13 protein-coding genes are annotated in these 16,034 nt (G+C 69.4%); 3 read left to right on the top strand and 10 right to left on the bottom strand.

Annotated elements, in window-relative coordinates; genetic code table 11:
* Window positions 1–17: 17 nt before the first annotated feature.
* On the bottom strand, window positions 18–1,655 hold the full coding sequence (locus DNK52_RS07190; protein WP_110240303.1) for an ABC-F family ATP-binding cassette domain-containing protein: 1,638 nt from the start codon (window positions 1,653–1,655) through the stop codon (window positions 18–20).
* Window positions 1,656–1,780: 125 nt separating this feature from the next.
* Window positions 1,781–3,172, bottom strand: coding sequence for an alpha/beta hydrolase domain-containing protein (locus tag DNK52_RS07195; RefSeq protein WP_110240304.1), 1,392 nt, complete (start codon window positions 3,170–3,172; stop codon window positions 1,781–1,783).
* Window positions 3,173–3,372: 200 nt separating this feature from the next.
* Here DNK52_RS07195 and DNK52_RS07200 point away from each other — a divergent pair, with 200 nt between their 5' ends.
* Entirely contained in the window at window positions 3,373–3,936 is a 564-nt protein-coding gene (locus tag DNK52_RS07200) for a protein-L-isoaspartate O-methyltransferase family protein (protein ID WP_110240305.1), read from the top strand.
* A gap of 171 nt (window positions 3,937–4,107) precedes the next feature.
* Here the strand turns inward: DNK52_RS07200 and DNK52_RS07205 are convergent, their stop codons facing one another.
* From DNK52_RS07205 to DNK52_RS07235, 7 genes are all read right to left on the bottom strand, one after another.
* Window positions 4,108–5,277, bottom strand: coding sequence for an acyl-CoA dehydrogenase family protein (locus tag DNK52_RS07205; RefSeq protein WP_110240306.1), 1,170 nt, complete (start codon window positions 5,275–5,277; stop codon window positions 4,108–4,110).
* Entirely contained in the window at window positions 5,274–7,292 is a 2,019-nt protein-coding gene (locus DNK52_RS07210; protein ID WP_110240307.1) for an ATP-binding protein, read from the bottom strand. Before DNK52_RS07210 ends, DNK52_RS07205 begins: the two co-directional genes overlap by 4 nt.
* A gap of 80 nt (window positions 7,293–7,372) precedes the next feature.
* The gene (locus DNK52_RS07215; protein WP_110240308.1) at window positions 7,373–9,004 is read right to left on the bottom strand and encodes an acyl-CoA carboxylase subunit beta; all 1,632 of its coding nucleotides are present in this window, start codon (window positions 9,002–9,004) and stop codon (window positions 7,373–7,375) included.
* Window positions 9,001–10,170, bottom strand: coding sequence for an acyl-CoA dehydrogenase family protein (locus DNK52_RS07220; RefSeq protein WP_239455435.1), 1,170 nt, complete (start codon window positions 10,168–10,170; stop codon window positions 9,001–9,003). Before DNK52_RS07220 ends, DNK52_RS07215 begins: the two co-directional genes overlap by 4 nt.
* Window positions 10,167–11,954: an acyclic terpene utilization AtuA family protein gene (locus tag DNK52_RS07225; RefSeq protein WP_204163431.1), complete on the bottom strand. Its 1,788-nt coding sequence runs from the start codon at window positions 11,952–11,954 to the stop codon at window positions 10,167–10,169. The genes DNK52_RS07220 and DNK52_RS07225 overlap by 4 nt, the downstream gene beginning before the upstream one ends.
* The gene (locus DNK52_RS07230) at window positions 11,951–12,751 is read right to left on the bottom strand and encodes a TIGR03084 family metal-binding protein (RefSeq protein WP_110240309.1); all 801 of its coding nucleotides are present in this window, start codon (window positions 12,749–12,751) and stop codon (window positions 11,951–11,953) included. The genes DNK52_RS07225 and DNK52_RS07230 overlap by 4 nt, the downstream gene beginning before the upstream one ends.
* Window positions 12,752–12,754: 3 nt before the next feature.
* The gene (locus DNK52_RS07235) at window positions 12,755–13,381 is read right to left on the bottom strand and encodes a TetR/AcrR family transcriptional regulator (protein ID WP_110240310.1); all 627 of its coding nucleotides are present in this window, start codon (window positions 13,379–13,381) and stop codon (window positions 12,755–12,757) included.
* Between the two features lie 142 nt (window positions 13,382–13,523).
* Here DNK52_RS07235 and DNK52_RS07240 point away from each other — a divergent pair, with 142 nt between their 5' ends.
* Both DNK52_RS07240 and DNK52_RS07245 read left to right on the top strand, forming a co-directional pair.
* Window positions 13,524–14,432, top strand: coding sequence for a hypothetical protein (locus DNK52_RS07240; protein WP_162598665.1), 909 nt, complete (start codon window positions 13,524–13,526; stop codon window positions 14,430–14,432).
* Window positions 14,433–14,619: 187 nt separating this feature from the next.
* Window positions 14,620–15,399: an SDR family oxidoreductase gene (locus tag DNK52_RS07245; protein WP_110240312.1), complete on the top strand. Its 780-nt coding sequence runs from the start codon at window positions 14,620–14,622 to the stop codon at window positions 15,397–15,399.
* A 4-nt stretch (window positions 15,400–15,403) separates the two neighbouring features.
* Here the strand turns inward: DNK52_RS07245 and DNK52_RS07250 are convergent, their stop codons facing one another.
* Window positions 15,404–16,027, bottom strand: coding sequence for a histidine phosphatase family protein (locus DNK52_RS07250; protein WP_110240313.1), 624 nt, complete (start codon window positions 16,025–16,027; stop codon window positions 15,404–15,406).
* Window positions 16,028–16,034: the final 7 nt, after the last annotated feature.

Below are 16,034 nucleotides of genomic sequence, written 5' to 3' on the forward strand. Positions count from 1 at the left end.
CCGGAATGGTCAGATGGTCAGAGGCGGGTGACCTGTCCGGCCTGGACGTGCCAGCGCTGGTCCACGCGTACGTTCTCCACCAACCGGCGGTCGTGGGAGACCAGGAGCAGCGTGCCCTCGTACGACTCCAGCGCCTGCTCCAGCTGCTCGATCGCGGGCAGGTCGAGGTGGTTGGTCGGCTCGTCCAGGACCAACAGGTTGACCCCGCGGGCCTGGAGCAACGCCATCGCGGCGCGGGTGCGTTCGCCGCCGGAGAGCCGACCGACGAGGCTGGTGACGTGGTCGGCGCGCAGACCGAACTTGGCGAGCAGCGTGCGGATCTCGGCCGGGTTCATCTCCGGCATGACCGCCTCGAACGCGTCGCCCAGCGGAAGGTCCTCCGCCAACCCCGTCCGCGCCTGGTCGATCCGACCGACCGCGACGGTGGCGCCCAGCGACGCGCGCCCGCCGTCCGGCTCGATCTCGCCGAGCAGCAGGTTGAGCAGGGTCGACTTGCCGGCCCCGTTGGGGCCGGTGATACCGATCCGGTCTCCCGCGCTGACCTGCAGGGAGACGGGCCCGAGCGTGAAGTCCCCCCGGGTCACCCATGCGCCGTCGAGCACCGCTGCCACTGACGAGCCGCGGGGCGCGGTCGCGATCTCGAACTGCAGCACCCACTCCTTGCGCGGTTCCTCGACCTCGTCGAGCCGGGCGATCCGGGACTCCATCTGGCGCACCTTCTGCGCCTGCTTCTCCGACGACTCCACCGACGCCTTGCGGCGGATCTTGTCGTTATCGGGCGCCTTCTTCATCGCGTTGCGCACGCCCTGGGAGCTCCACTCGCGCTGGGTTCGGGCGCGGCCGACGAGATCGGCCTTCTTGTCCGCGAACTCCTCGTACGCCTCGCGTGCGTGCCGCTTGGCGACCGCGCGCTCGTCGAGGAAGGAGTCGTAGCCGCCGTCGTGGACGGTGACCTCGTTCTGGGCCAGGTCGAGCTCGACGATCCGGGTGGCGCAACGGGCCAGGAACTCACGGTCGTGGGAGACCAGGACGACACCGGCACGCAGGCCACGGACGAACTTCTCCAGCACCGCCAACCCGTCGAGGTCGAGGTCGTTGGTGGGCTCGTCGAGCAGCACCACGTCGAAGCGGCTCAGCAGCAACGCCGCCAGTGCGACGCGCGCGGCCTGGCCCCCGGAGAGCGAGGTCATCAGGGCGTCGGGACCGAGAGTCAGACCGAGGTCAGCCAGCACCCCGGGCAGGCGGTCCTCGAGGTCGACGGCGCCCGATGCCATCCACTGGTCGAAGGCGAACGCGTACGCGTCGTCGGCCCCCGGGTCGTCGGAGCCCAGCGCCGCGGCGGTGCTCTCCATCGCCTCGGTGGCGGCCGTCGCGCCCGTACGCCGTCCGACGTAGCCCGCGACCGTCTCGCCGTCGAGCCGTTCGTGCTCCTGGGGCAGGTGGCCCACGAACCCGCTGGCCGGGGCGTACGAGACCGTCCCGTCGATGGGCTCGGCGAGGCCGGCGAAGATCCGCAGCAGCGTCGACTTGCCGGAGCCGTTGGCGCCCAGCACGCCGACGACGTCACCGGGGGCGACCGTCAGGTCCAGCCCCTCGAAGAGGGTGCGGTGACCGTGGCCCCCGGAGAGGTTCTTGGCGACGAGGGTTCCGGACACACTGCTGAGCCTAGACGTCGTCGAAGCGGCGACAATCGCGCCCATCCCGGTGGGGCGTCATCATCAGCGCGCGCCCGAGCAACCTCCCCTGATGACGTCCGCGGCGGCGCCCCAGGACCTCGCCCTCAGCTGGGAACCGCTGCCTTCCTCGCCTCCGCGATCGCCGACTTGGCGTCGGCCCACGTCATGTGGCCCTTGAAGGCCGCCAGGGATGCCCGGAGGCTGTAGTTGAAGACGTAGTCGCGGCGCGTCGGGTACAACTCGGCGAGACGCTCCGGGGTGAAGGCGGTGGTGGTCCCGAAGAGCCCGCAGAAGAAGTTGCCCGCGTCGGCGGACGAGTTGCCCAGCCCGCTGTGCGACGCGGTCGGGACGTCGATGTCGGGCAAGCGCACGCCACCCTTGGCGTTGCCGTCGGCATCGCGCTGGATGACGTTGTCAACGATCTCGATCGGCTTGGCCGACGGCGGTCGGCTGCCGAACCGGACCCACTTCTCGAGGGCGGCGTACGCGGCGTTGGCGGCGTAGCGGAACGGGAAGTCGTTGACCGGCTTCGCGCAACCCATCAACCAGGCCACCCCGGCACTGTTCGTCTCCTTGCCGAGCGTGGCCTCGATCGTGTAGACGTCCACGTGCGCTGCGCCCGCCACCTCCCAGGTGTGCACGTTGCCCTTGTTGGGCTGGCGCACCGACTCCCAGTTGCCGAGGTCACCCTCGGTCTGGAGCTGGAAGACGGGCACGTCGACGTCGGAGCGGATCTCGGGTGAGTACTGGCCGAAGAAGCCGGTGTCGGCGAGCGGCGCAGCGGGGGCGAAACGGGAGTGGATCATGAACCCGTCGAAGATCTGGTCCTCGAGGTGGAAGGCGTTGACGTACGTCGTCAGGCGGAAGGCCGACTGCGACTCGCCAGCGGCGATGACCCGGCGCGGGCGGAGGCCGCCGAGCAGTTCGTCGGCCTGCTCGCGCACCGCGGCGCCGGCCTGGGCGTAGATGTCGTAGCTGTGGGCGTCCTTGGCGATCTCGAGCGAGGCGTAGCGGGGGTCGCTCTTCTTCGCGGACTCGACCCCGGCGCGCTGGGCGGAGACGCCCACCCAAGCGGCGCCGCTGGCCAGGATTCGGTTCCGCGCCTGGACGAAGCTCGGCGCGACGTCGGCGCCCGAGCTGACGTTGAGCCACTCGACCCAGACGGTGCCGTTGAAGCGCTTGGGGTCCTTGGGCCGGTTGACGATCATCCGGGTCCGGAAGGGGGCACCCGACTCGTCGACCTCCTTCTCCCACTTGTTGTCCGCCGCCCAGTCGCCGACCTCGCGGTAGGAGTTGGCCTCACCCTCCAGGAAGAACTCGGACTCGACGTAGCCGGCTGACTCGGTCAGCTTGGCGACGGAGGCCTGGGGCGTGCCCTCAGGGGCAGGCGAGACATCAGGGGCCGGAGCGGCGACTGCTCCGGGCATCGGCGCCACGACCAAGGCGGCGGCGACGGTGAATGCGCCGGCGAGCAGGCGCGTACGAGTGAATGACATGCGGGTTCCTCCAGAATCCCCGCCGTGCCCTCCCGGCACGACCTCCCATGTGTACCGGTCAGGGTTGCGCAGCGCAACGACGCGTGCCCCGTTCTGGGCGCTGCGCACGACAGGCGCTGTGACCGCAGCACCAACAGCAGAGGCGGGGTCCCGACAAGCAGTCTCCTCATCCTCGCTCAGGAGCGTGGGAGGGTGGTTCCATGGACCGGGTCGAAGCCGCCTTCCGGGCCCATCCCCGGGCCCGGTTCCTGCCCGCGCAAGTCAAGTGGCGGGCAAGACACGACGGTCCACTCACCATCGGGGCCGGACAGACCAGCTCCCAACCGCGCACGGTCGACGCCATGCTTCGACTCCTGGAGGTGCCGGTCGGGGCGCGCGTGCTGGACGTAGGCGCAGGGTCCGGGTGGTCGACTGCGCTGCTGGCACACCTCGTCGGGCCGGCCGGTCAGGTCATCGGGGTCGAGCTGATTCCGGCGCTGACCCGCTTCGGCTCGAAGAATCTGGCCCGCACCGAGCAACCGTGGGCCCGCATCGAGCAGGTCGACGCGGAGACACTCGGTTGGCCGACCGAGGCGCCGTACGACCGGATCCTCGTCTCTGCCGAGGCTCGCCGGCTGCCGAAACCCCTCATAGAGCAGTTGGCAGACCACGGCCGACTGGTGGTGCCCGTGGCCGGCACCATGACTGTGGTCGTACGCGCCGCCGGCGACTTCACAGTGACCGAGCACGGCCCGTACCGCTTCGTTCCGCTGATCGGTTCGTGACCCGGCTCGGTCACCCCCCGCCGTACGGCAACTGGCGGGTTGATGTCGCCAGAGCACGCCGGACTGACATCAAGTCGCCAGTTGCTGGGGCTGCGAACCGGGAGGCTACGCAGAACGCCGCCCGCCCCCTGAGGGGGACGGGCGGCGTCACGAACTGCTCTGCCGGAAGAATCAGTACGACTTCGGCAGCCCCAGCGAGTGCATGGCGACGAAGTTGAGGATCATCTCGCGGCTGACCGGGGCGATCCGGCCCAGACGGGCGGCGACCAGCATGTTGGCCAGGCCCAGCTCGGTGGTCAGACCCGACCCCCCGTGGGTGTGGACCGCGACGTCGGTGGAGTTGCAGGCCACCTCGCCGGCGGCGTACTTCGCCATGTTGGCGAACTCACCGGCACCCATGTCGTCGCCGGCGTCGTAGAGCGCCGCCGCCTTCTGCTGCAGCAGCTTGGACTGCTCCAGCTCGATCTTGATCTTGGCCAACGGGTGCGCAATGCCCTGGTGGGAGCCGATCGGGCGGTCACGCCACACGGCACGGGTCTTGGCGTAGTCGACCGCGGCGTTGAGCGCGAAGCGCGACATGCCGTTGGAGTAGGCCGCACCCATGATCCGCTCGGGGTTGAGCCCGGCGAAGAGCTGGAGCAGACCGGCATCCTCGTCACCGACGAGAGCGTCGGCCGGGAGACGTACGTCGTCGAAGAAGAGGGTGAACTGCTTCTCCGGCGCGTTGAAGGTCATGTCGATGACCTGCTTCTCCAGACCGGCAACGTCGGTCGGGACCACGAAGAGGCACGGCTTGAGGTTGCCGGTCTTCTCGTCGGCCAAGCGACCCACGACCAGGATGCCCTGGGCCTCGTCGACACCGGAGATGTAGGTCTTCGAGCCCTTCAGCACCCACTCGTCACCGTCGCGCGTCGCGGTCGTGGTGATGTTGTGGGAGTTGGAGCCAGCGTCGGCCTCGGTGATAGCGAAGGCCATCGTGTACGAGCCGTCGGCGATGCCGGGCAGCCACTTCTTCTTCTGCTCGTCCGTGCCGAAGCGACCGATGACCGAGCCGCAGATGGCCTGGGAGACGACCATCATCAGCATCGGGGCGCCAGCTGCAGCCGCTTCCTCGAGGACCGCGGCGAGGTCTCCGATGCCGCCGCCACCGCCGCCGTACTCCTCGGAGATGTTGACGCCGAGGAAGCCGTGCTTGCCCATGTCCTGCCACAGCTCGGTGACCTTGCCACCGGTCTTCGCCTTCTCGGCGACGTAGGTGTGGCCGTACTTGCTGGCCAGCGAGAAGACCGCCTTGCGGAGTTCCTGGCGCTCCTCGGACTCGGTGAAACCATTGTCGCTCATGCGTCTTCTCCTTCAGCTGACTCTTCGCCCTCGACGACGGCGAGGACGTCGCCGGCACCCACCTGCGAACCGGGCTTGACGTTGATCTCCGAGACGACGCCGTCGGTCGGCGCGCTCACGGTGTGCTGCATCTTCATGGCCTCCATCACCAGGATGGTCTGGCCCGCGGTGACCTGCTGGCCGACCTCGACGGAGACGCTCAGCACGCTGCCGGGCATCGGCGCGAGCAGCGAACCGGTTGCGACCTGCTCGGAGGGGTCCACGAAGCGCGGCACCCGGTTGAGCTTCACGTAACCCAGGGTCGAGTCGACGTGCACGACCGGAGCTGCGAGCGAGGCGCTCGAGTCCACGACGACCGCGTACGTCGTTGCGACACCGTCGTGCTCCAGGGTCACGCTCGACGGCGAGGCAGCGAGCACGGTGACGTCAGCATCAGCATTGGCGCCGGTGTAGCCGTCGCGACCGCCGAACCACTCGACCTTGATGTTCTCCTCGGACCCGTCCAGGACGAATTCCGTGACCTGGGGCGCGGAGACCACGTTGCGCCAGGCGACCGGGATGCCCTGCTGGACCTTGCGTGCCTCACGGGCCACCTCGGCCAGCGCGACCGTGGCGGCGAACGCCGAGCGGCTCACGGCCGTCTCGTCGACCCCGGCGCTGCGGGTGGCGAGCTCCTGGGTGTCGAAGAAGTCGGTGGAGACGTCACCAGCGACGAAGGTCGGGTGGCGCAGCACCTCGACCAGCAGGTCGCGGTTGGTGGTGAGCCCGTGCACCTTCGACTTGGCCAGGGCGCCGGAGAGCTGGCGCAGGGCCTGCTCACGCGTGGGCGCCCAGACGATCACCTTGGCGAGCATGGCGTCGTAGTGGGTCCCGACCTCGGAGCCGGCGACGAAGCCGGTGTCGAGACGGATCCCGCCCTGACCGTCAGGCAGGTTCTCGAACTCGGTCTTCACACCCGGCACCTCGAAGGAGGTCAGCGTGCCGGACTGCGGCTGCCAGTCGTTGGCCGGGTCCTCGGCGTAGAGACGCACCTCGACCGAGTGGCCCTTCGGCTCACCGGGCAGGTACGGGGTGACCGGGCGGCCCTCGGCCACCGCGATCTGGGCCTCGACCAGGTCGACGCCGAAGATCGCCTCGGTGACCGGGTGCTCCACCTGGAGGCGGGTGTTCATCTCCAGGAACCAGAAGCGGCTCGGGTCGTTCGCGTCGACCAGGAACTCGACCGTGCCGGCGCCGACGTAGTTGATCGCCGCGGCGGCGTTGCGGGCAGCGTCGTGCAGGGCAGCGCGGGTCTCGTCGCTCAGGCCGGGGGCCGGGGCCTCCTCGACAACCTTCTGGTGGCGGCGCTGGATCGAGCAGTCGCGCTCGCCGTAGACGGCCACGGTGCCGTGGGAGTCACCGACGACCTGGACCTCGACGTGGCGGCCGTGCTCGACGTACGGCTCGACGAAGACGGTGCCGTCGCCGAAGGCGGACGCTGCTTCGGCCGACGCCTTCTCGACCTCGGACGGCAGGTCGGCCAGGGTGCGCACGATCCGCATGCCGCGGCCACCGCCACCGGCGCTGGCCTTGACCAGCAGCGGCAGGTCAGCCTCGGTCGCGGTCTCACCGAGGTCGGCCAGCACGGGCACACCGGCGGCCTCCATCAGCTTCTTGGACTCGATCTTGGAGCCCATCGAGATGATCGAGTCGGGGTCCGGGCCGATCCAGGCCAGGCCAGCGTTGGTGACGGCACGGGCGAAGTCGGCGTTCTCCGACAGGAAGCCGTAGCCGGGGTGGACCGCGTCGGCACCCGACTTGCGGGCGGCCTCGATGACGAGGTCAGCGCGCAGGTAGGTCTCGGCCGGGGTGTTGCCGGGCAGGCGTACGGCGCTGTCGGCCTCCGCCACGAAGGGCAGCAGGGCGTCGGCGTCGGAGTGGACGGCCACGGTCTCGATGCCGAGACGGCGGGCGGTGGCAAAGACGCGACGGGCGATTTCGCCTCGGTTCGCGACGAGGATGCGGGAAATGGTCATGCGCGGAGTCCTTTCGGGGTCCCCGTGGCGTTGTTCGCGGGGGAGCGCAGCGGCGGAGTGAAGAAGGTCATGGGGCGGTCTCACATCCTGAAGACGCCGAAGCGGTCGGTGCCCTCGGTGGGCACCGTGTCGATGGCTGAGAAGGCGATCCCGAGGATCGTCCGGGTGTCGCGCGGGTCGATGACACCGTCGTCGTAGAGCATTCCGCTCAGGACGTAGGGCAGCGACTGCTCCTCGACCATGTTCTCGACGAAGGCGCGCATTCCGGCGTCGCCCTCCTCGTCGTACTCCTTGCCCTTGGCCTCGGCGGCGGCGCGCGAGACGATCGAGAGGACACCGGCGAGCTGCGCCGGGCCCATCACGGCCGACTTGGCGTTGGGCCAGGTGAAGAGGAAGCGCGGGTCGTACGCCCGCCCGTTCATGCCGTAGTTGCCGGCGCCGTACGACGACCCGATGAGCACGGAGATGTGCGGGACGGTCGAGTTGGAGACCGCGTTGATCATCGCCGCACCGTGCTTGATGATGCCGCCCTGCTCGTACTCCTTGCCGACCATGTAGCCGGTGGTGTTGTGCAGGAAGAGCAGCGGGGTGTTCTTGGCGTTGGCCAACTGGATGAACTGCGTCGCCTTCTGGGCCTCCTCGCTGAAGAGCACGCCCTGGGCGTTGGCGAGGATGCCGATCGGGCGACCGTGGAGCTTGGCCCAGCCGGTGGTCAGCGACGAGCCGTAGAGCGGCTTGAACTCGTCGAAGGGCACCTCGTTGTCGGCCGAGACACCGTCGACGATGCGGACGATGACGTCGCGCGGGTCGAAGGGCTCCTTGAGGTCGGTCGGGATCAGGTCGAGCAGCGAGTCGGCGCTGAAGGCCGGCTCGGCGTAGACGCGGGACTCAGGGCTCGCCTTCTTCCAGTTGAGGCGGGCCACGATGCGACGTCCGATGCGGATCGCGTCGCGCTCGTCCTCGGCGAGGTAGTCGGCGAGACCGGAGATGCGGGCGTGCATCTCGGCGCCACCCAGCTCTTCGTCGTCGGTCTCCTCACCGGTGGCCATCTTGACCAGGGGCGGGCCGGCCAGGAAGACCTTCGCCTGCTCCTTGACCATGACGGTGTAGTCGGAGAGGCCGGGGACGTACGCGCCACCGGCGGTCGAGTTGCCGAAGACCAGCGCGATGGTCGGCTGGCGGCGGCCCGAGGCACGAGCCAGGTCACGGAAGATCTTGCCTCCCGGGATGAAGATCTCCTTCTGGGTCGGCAGGTCGGCACCGGCCGACTCGACCAGCGAGATCTGCGGGAGGTTGTTCTCCTGCGCGATCTGCGCCGCCCGGAACGTCTTCTTCAACGTCCACGGGTTCGACGCGCCACCCTTCACCGTGGGGTCGTTGGCGCTGATCATGCACTCGACGCCCTCGATGACGCCGATGCCGCAGACGGTGGAGGCGCCGACGGTGAAGTCGGAGCCCCAGCCGGCCAGCGGGCTCAGCTCGAGGAAGGCCGAACCTTCGTCGATCAGCAGCTCGATGCGCTCACGGGGCAGCAGCTTGCCGCGCTTGTGGTGGCGCTCGATGTACTTGTCACCGCCACCGGCGACGGCCTTGGCGTGCTCGGCGTCGAGGTCGGCGAGCTTGGCCAGCAGGCTGGCGCGCCTCTGCTCTTCGACGGTGAGGTCGGCAGCTTCCGGCTGCGCCTCGGCGCTTTCAGTGGTCGTGTCAGTCATTTCGTGTATCCCAACAACTTGGCGGCAAGGTCAGTGAGTACTTCGGTGGCTCCGCCACCGATGGGCAGGAGTCGGGCGTCGCGGTAGTGCCGCTCGACCTCGGTGCCGTGCATGTAGCCGGTCCCGCCGTGCAACTGGACGGCCTGGTCGCAGACGTACGTCGCGGCGTTGCAGGCGGTCTCCTTCGCCAGGCAGGCCTGGGCGATGACGGCCTCGTTGACGCCACCGGCATCGACGTACTGCTGCGCCACGGCGTAGGTGAACGCCTTGGCGGCCTCCACCTGGCGACGCATCTCGACGAGCTTGTGGCGCACGACCTGGCGCTTGATCAGCGGCTCACCGAAGGTGGTGCGCTGGCGGCAGTAGTCGGCCGTGAGCTCGAGCGAACGCTCCGCGATCGCGTAGCCGTGGATGGCCAGGGCCATCCGCTCGACGACGAACTGCTCGGCGATGTACCAGAAGCCGGCGTTCTCGTCGCCGACCAGGTTGGTCACCGGCACGCGCACGTCGACGTAGGAGAGCTCCGCAGTGTCCGAGCTGTGCCACCCCATCTTGGCCAGCTTGCGGTCGACCTTGAAGCCCGGCGTGGTCGTCGGTACGACGATCAGTGAGACTCCGCCGGCGCCGGGGCCACCCGTGCGGCAGGCGGTGGTCACGAAGTCGGCGCGGGTGCCGGAGGTGATGAAGGTCTTGGAGCCGTTGATGACCCACTCGTCGCCGTCGCGGACCGCTGTCGTACGGATGTTGCCGACGTCGGAACCGCCACCGGGCTCGGTGATGCCGAGCGAACCGATCATCTCGCCGGCCACCGTCGGGCGGACGTACGTGTCGATCAGCTCCTGCGAACCGTGCGCGACGATGTGCGGCACCGCGATGCCGTGGGTGAAGAGCGCCGACATCAGACCGCTGGTCGCGCCCTCGGCGAACATCCCCTCCTGCATCGCGATGGTGTCGAGCAGACCACCACCGGAGCCACCGGCGGACTCGGGGACGCTGATCCCCATGAGGCCGGCTGCGGCGGCCTTCCGGTGCAGCTCGCGGGGGAGCTCGCCGGCGTCCTCCCACTCCTGCATGTGCGGGGCGATCTCGCGGCGGGTGAACTCGGCGGCAGCCGCCTTGAGGGCTGCCCGGTCCTCCGCGGTGGAGACCTCTTCTACTGCGATCACAAGAGTTCTCCTTCAACAGTGACGTGACGTGAACGGACCCACTCGCCCAGGGCCTTGGCCTGCGGGTCGACGCGGGTGGATGCTGCGACGCCTGCTCCGAGCAGGCGCTTGATGACGACGTTGACGGCGCCCAGGTGGGGCAGCGCGTAGACGTCGACGTCGAGGTCGGCAGCCTCCGGCACGAGCTCGCGTACGCGCTCGGGCGTCACGAAGTCGAGCAGCCAGGCGACGCGCGCCTCGTACTTCTCGAGGTCTGCGGGGCTGACGGCATGGCCGCTCTGCCCATCCGCGACTCCGTCGCGGGGGATCCACAGGCCCAGGTTGGCGTTGCCGCCCTTGTCACCCGAGCGGGCGTGGACGAGGCGGCCGAGCGGGATGGTCTCGCCCTCGGTGGTCGAGACTCCCGTGGCCGTCGAGCGACCGGCGTCGACCACGTCGGCACTGCCGTACGTCGTCGGGTCGGCGATCTCCTCGCGACGGCCGTCAGCGTGCACGACGGTGTGCGCGGCGACCTCGCGGGAGACGTACTCGGGGCGGTAGATGCCGTAGGGCGACGCGGGGGCCGGCGGGCCGACCAGCGTGCAACCCGGGTAGGAGGCCAGCGCGATCTCGACGGCAGGCGCGGTGAAGCCCTTGCCGGCGACCTTCGCGTCGGTGTCCAGACACATGACGCGCAGGATCGTGGCGGCCTCGGCCATCGTGGTCGGGTCGTCGACCGGCGGGGGGCCCTCGCTCCAGGCGACGCATGCCGGCGCCTTGTCGCCCCACGCCTCGGTGACCTGACGCTTGATCCACGCGATCTTCTCGTCGGTGTCGAGGCCGGTGATCAGGAACTCCATGACGTTGCGGAATCCACCGAGCTCGTTGACGCAGACCTTGAGGGTCTCCGGGGGTGCCAGGCCGGTGACCTTGGCGATGGCGACGCGGTCGGGCGCCTCCTGGGTGACCTCGATCGAGGCGAGGTCGGCGGTGGCGTCCGGGCCGAGGTAGAGGCCTGACTGGATCTCGTAGACCAGCTGCGCGGTGACGGTGTCGACGGTGACCGCGCCGCCGGTGCCGGCGTGCTTGGTGATCACCGACGAGCCGTCGGCGGCGATCTCGGCGATCGGGAAGCCCATCTTCTGCTCACGCGCGGAGGCGGGCAGGGTCAGGAAGCCGGAGAAGTTGCCGCCGGTCGCGTGCGTGCCGCACTCGATGACGTGGCCGGCGACCATCGCGCCGGCGATCGCGTCGAGGTCGTCGTAGCCCCAGCCGTGGTGGGACGCGGCGGGGCCGACGATGACGGAGGCGTCGGTGACCCGGCCGGTGACGACCACGTCGGCGCCGGCGTTGAGCGCGGCGGCGATGCCGAAACCACCGAGGTAGGCGTTGGCGGTCAGCGCGTTGGTGAAGCCGAGGTCGGCCGACTTCGAGCGCAGGTCGTCACCCTCGACGTGGGCGATGTTGACGTCGAGGCCGAGACCCTTCGCGACCTCACGCAGCTTCTCGGCGAGACCGGCGGGGTTGAGGCCACCGGCGTTGGAGACGATCTTGACGCCCTTCTCGAGCGCGAGGCCGAGCGCGTCCTCGCACTGGCGCACGAACGTACGCGCATAGCCGAGGTTGGGGTCCTTGAAGGTGTCGCGGCCCAGGATCAGCATCGTGAGCTCGGCGAGGTAGTCACCGGTCAGGTAGTCGAGCTGGCCGCCCTCGAGCATCTCGCGGAACGCCGAGAGCCGGTCGCCGTAGAAGCCGGAGCAGTTGCCGATGATGACCGGGGACGAGCCGACGCTGCGGGCACTCACGCGGAGGCTCCCTTGGCTGCGCGTCCGCCACCGGCCGGGCCGGCGAAGGCCTGGGCGATCGACAGCCACTTGTCCGCGTCGGCGCCGACGGCCACCAAGTCGGTGTCGTCGCGGTGCACGCGCTGGGTGACGAGACGGCAGAAGTCGTACGCCGACCCGGTCACCGTCTGACCGGCGACGTCTGGCCCCCATGTCCAGACGTCGCCGGACGGCGCAGTCAGCTCGACGCGGAACTCGTCGGCCGGGGCCTCGAGCTCGTTGTTCTTGAAGGAGTAGTTGCGGGTGCGGACGCCGATGTGGGCGACCTGGCGGATCCGGTCGGTCGGCGCGAGGTCGACACCCAGCGCGTCGGCGACGTCAAGGCCGTGGGCCCACGTCTCCATGAAGCGCGCCGAGGCCATCGAGGTCGGAGACATCGGCGGGCCGAACCACATCATCTTCTCGCCGGCGGGGAACTCCTCCAGTGTCTTCACGAGCGCCGGGCGGGCGGCGCGCCAACGAGCCAGCAGATCCGCCGGAGCGGCTTCGGCTCCCTTGACGGCCATCTCGTCGACGTAGCCGGTGGGGTTCATGATCGCGCCCATCACCTCGGCGTCCCACGCCTCCTTGTCGGTCGCGGCCTTGACGGCGACCTCGTCGGTCCACGCGAGGTGGGCGATCGTGGTGGCGATGTCCCAGCCCTCGGCGGGGGTGGCGGTGCGCCACTGGTCGTCGGTGAGGGGGGTCACGAGCTCATCGAGCTGGTCACCTTCGGCGGCCAGGTCGGCGAGCACGCCAGCGAGCACGGTGTCGGACAAGGTTCAGACTCCTTGGGTGGGGGTCGTACGGGGAAGTTGCGCGTCGAGCGTGGCGGCCCACGCGTCGAGGATCCGGGCGCGACGCTTCGCGTCGTCGGAGATGGTGTTGGCCAGTCCGAGGCCTCGCACCAGGTCGAGAGTGGCCTGGACGAGCTCGCGGGTGCCGGGGGCGGCACCGTCGACCCCGAGGGCGTCGGCGGTGAGCTGGTGGGACTGGCGACCGACCCGCTGCTCGAGCCGTTGGACGGCTTCGCTCAGCTGGGGGTCGGTGCGGGCCGCGACCCAGAGCTCGAGCGCGGCGGTGAAGATCGGGGCGGTGAAGTGGGCGGCCAGGATCTCCAGGACCGCGCGCGTACGCCCCTCGCCGGTCGGCGCCTCGGCCAACGTGCTGGCGAGCTCGTCACCCCGGGAGGTGGAGATGTGCTCGACGGCCGCGACGACGAGGTCGTTCTTGGTCGGGAAGTGGTGCACCTGCGCCCCGCGGGAGACACCCGCGCGCTTGGAGACCAACGTGGTGGACGTGCCGGAGAAGCCGACCTCGACCAGGCACTCCACGGTCGCCTCCAGGAGGCGGGCCCGCATGGCGCGGGTGCGTTCCTCCTGGGGGACGCGCAGGGGTTGGGTGGTCATGGAAGAACCATGCCTCGGAATTAACAAACAGTCAAGCCTGTCGGTTTGTTGTATCGGCGAGTGTCGTACCGGCCGGTCACCCCGTTCGCCTGTCTAGGGTGACCCGTGAGTCGGGCCAGCGATGGCCCAGGAGGAGATGCACGTGTCGACATACGGAAACGAACCCCACGACCCCAACGGACCCCCGCCCCAGAACCCCGGACCGCCGCCCGGTGGCGAGATCCCCTCGCCGCCTCCGGCGTACGGTCAGCCCAGCTACGGGATGCCGAGCGAGGGCCAGCCGGCGTACGGCCAGCCCGACTACGGCCAGGCGCCCCCTCCCCCGCCGCCCGGTGGGTACGGCGGCCAGGGTGGCGGTGGCGGTGGCGGTGGTGACCACTCCGGTCCCTACAGCGCGCCGACGGCCATCGGTTACGGATGGAAGAAGTTCACCGAGAACATCGGCATCTTCCTGCTCCTGACCTTCGTGATGTTCGCGGTCTCGATCGCCATCAGCGTGGTCGTCGGTCTCCTGACCGGCGGACTCTCCGCGGCCACCACTGACGACTCCGGGCTCGCCGCCTTCACCGGAGGATTCAGTCCCTCGAGCCTCGTCACCAATGCCCTCACCAGCCTCGTCACGGTGATCTTCTGGGCTGCCCTGGTCAAGGCCGCCCTGGACGTCGTGAGCGGCGTGAAGCCCACGCTGGGCAGCGCGTTCTCCGACATCGACTGGGTCCAGGTCCTGATCGCCTCGCTGATCATCAGCGTGCTCACCACCATCGGCACCGCGCTCTGTGTCCTGCCGGGCATCATCGTGGGCTTCCTGACGATGTTCACGCTCTTCTTCATCATCGACAAGAAGAGGCAGTCGATCGACGGGCTGAAGGACAGCTTCACCCTGGTCACCCAGAACATCGGCTCAGTCATCCTGTTCATCCTGCTCGCCATCGCCGTCTCGGTCCTCGGCCTGCTGGCCTGCTGCGTCGGTCTGCTGGTGGCCCTCCCGGTCATCACCATCGCCGAGGCCTACACCTACCGCCGTCTCCAGGGCGAGCCTGTCGCCGCCTGACCTGCCGCTCCCAGCACCACCAGGGCCCGTCCACCTCACGGTGGGCGGGTTCTGCCGTTCCATACGCAGGCACTCTTCGTATTTGGACGTAGGAAAGTACTTGAAGGGCCCGGGATCTGCCTCTGCGAGGGACTTTCCTACGTCCAAATACGGTGGAAGTCACCTCGGGTTTGCCACACTCACCCTCATGACCGAGACAAGCCCGACCAAGACCATCCTGATCACCGGCGCCAGCAGTGGCCTGGGCGCCGAGATGGCCCGTCAGTTCGCCGCACTCGGCCATGACCTCGCGCTCTGCGCCCGCCGCATCGAACGCCTGGAGGAGCTGCGCGCCGAGATCACTGCTGCGCACCCGTCCACGCAGGTCGCCATCCGCGCCCTCGACGTCAACGACCACGACGCCGTCTTCGAGGTCTTCCGCAGCTTCCGTGACGAGGTGGCGGCTGAGGGCCGCACCATCGACCGCGTCGTGATCAACGCCGGCATCGGCAAGGGGGCCCCGCTCGGCACCGGCCGCTTCGACGCCAACGTCGAGACCGCGCAGACCAACTTCATCGCCGCCCTAGCCCAGACCGAGGCCGCGATGGAGATCTTCCGGGCCCAGGAGCGCGGCCACCTGGTGATGATCTCGAGCGTCTCCGCGATGCGCGGAATGCCGAAGGCGATGAGCACGTACGCGGCCACGAAGGCCGGCGTGGCCCACCTCGCCGAGGGGTTGCGTACGGAGCTGCACGGCAAGCCCGGCTACCAGATCTCGGTCATCTACCCCGGCTTCATCATCTCCGAGATGAGCGACCCGTCGAAGAAGCCCGGCCCGCTGATGGCCTCGACCGAGAAGGGCGTACGCGCGATCGTCGCGGCGATCGAGAAGGAGAAGAAGTCGGCCGCCGTGCCACCGTGGCCGTGGGGCCCGCTGTCGAAGGTCCTCAAGGTCGCGCCGCTCGGCGTGGTCCGCAAGATGGTCTGAGGCCTCAGCGGTAGGTGACGAGGTCGCGTGAGAGGTGTTCGTGGCCGTTGAACGAGATCAGTGACGTGCCCCGGCGGCCCATGACCACCCTGGTCACCGAGGTGTTGACCATCACCGGCATCAGTCGCCGGTAGGAGGCCGCGCCGCCGTCGAGCAGCGCGGCAGCCAGCGCGGCGATCGGTCCGCCGGAGGTGAAGACCACCGCGGTGCCGACGGTAGAGAGGTCGACCAGGGCAGCTGAGGTACGGGCGCAGAAGTCGACCCAGGGTTCGTCACCGGGCTCGTGCTCCCCGGCCAACCAGCGATCCGTCGCGCCCTCGTACCAGCGTTGGAAGGCTTTGCGGCTGCCCTCCTCCCGACTCGCCATTCGAGCCGCCGAGCCCGCCAGCTCGAACTCGTCCCAGCGCGGGTCGACGCGCACCGGAGCCGTCCACCCGGCGGCCCCCGCCGCGATCACTGCGGTCTCGCGCTGGCGTCGCAGCTCACCGTGCACGACGACGTCTGGGCTCAGCCCGGCGAGCTCCCGCCCGAGCAGGCCGGCCTGTTCCTCACCGAGGGCCGAGAGGACGTCGTAGTCGTCGGTGCCGAACGAGGCCTGGCCGTGGCGCACCAGCAGGATCTGACCCATGGATGTG

It is taken from the genome of Nocardioides gilvus (genome assembly GCF_003194605.1).
GTDB classification, from domain to species: Bacteria; Actinomycetota; Actinomycetes; order Propionibacteriales; family Nocardioidaceae; genus Nocardioides; species Nocardioides gilvus.

Coding starts and splice junctions, on each gene's coding strand:
- DNK52_RS07195 (WP_110240304.1), bottom strand. CDS start 3,172: ATGTCATTCACTCGTACGCGCCTGCTCGCCGGCGCATTCACCGTCGCC.
- DNK52_RS07200 (WP_110240305.1), top strand. CDS start 3,373: ATGGACCGGGTCGAAGCCGCCTTCCGGGCCCATCCCCGGGCCCGGTTC.
- DNK52_RS07205 (WP_110240306.1), bottom strand. CDS start 5,277: ATGAGCGACAATGGTTTCACCGAGTCCGAGGAGCGCCAGGAACTCCGC.
- DNK52_RS07210 (WP_110240307.1), bottom strand. CDS start 7,292: ATGACCATTTCCCGCATCCTCGTCGCGAACCGAGGCGAAATCGCCCGT.
- DNK52_RS07215 (WP_110240308.1), bottom strand. CDS start 9,004: ATGACTGACACGACCACTGAAAGCGCCGAGGCGCAGCCGGAAGCTGCC.
- DNK52_RS07235 (WP_110240310.1), bottom strand. CDS start 13,381: ATGACCACCCAACCCCTGCGCGTCCCCCAGGAGGAACGCACCCGCGCC.
- DNK52_RS07245 (WP_110240312.1), top strand. CDS start 14,620: ATGACCGAGACAAGCCCGACCAAGACCATCCTGATCACCGGCGCCAGC.
- DNK52_RS07250 (WP_110240313.1), bottom strand. CDS start 16,027: ATGGGTCAGATCCTGCTGGTGCGCCACGGCCAGGCCTCGTTCGGCACC.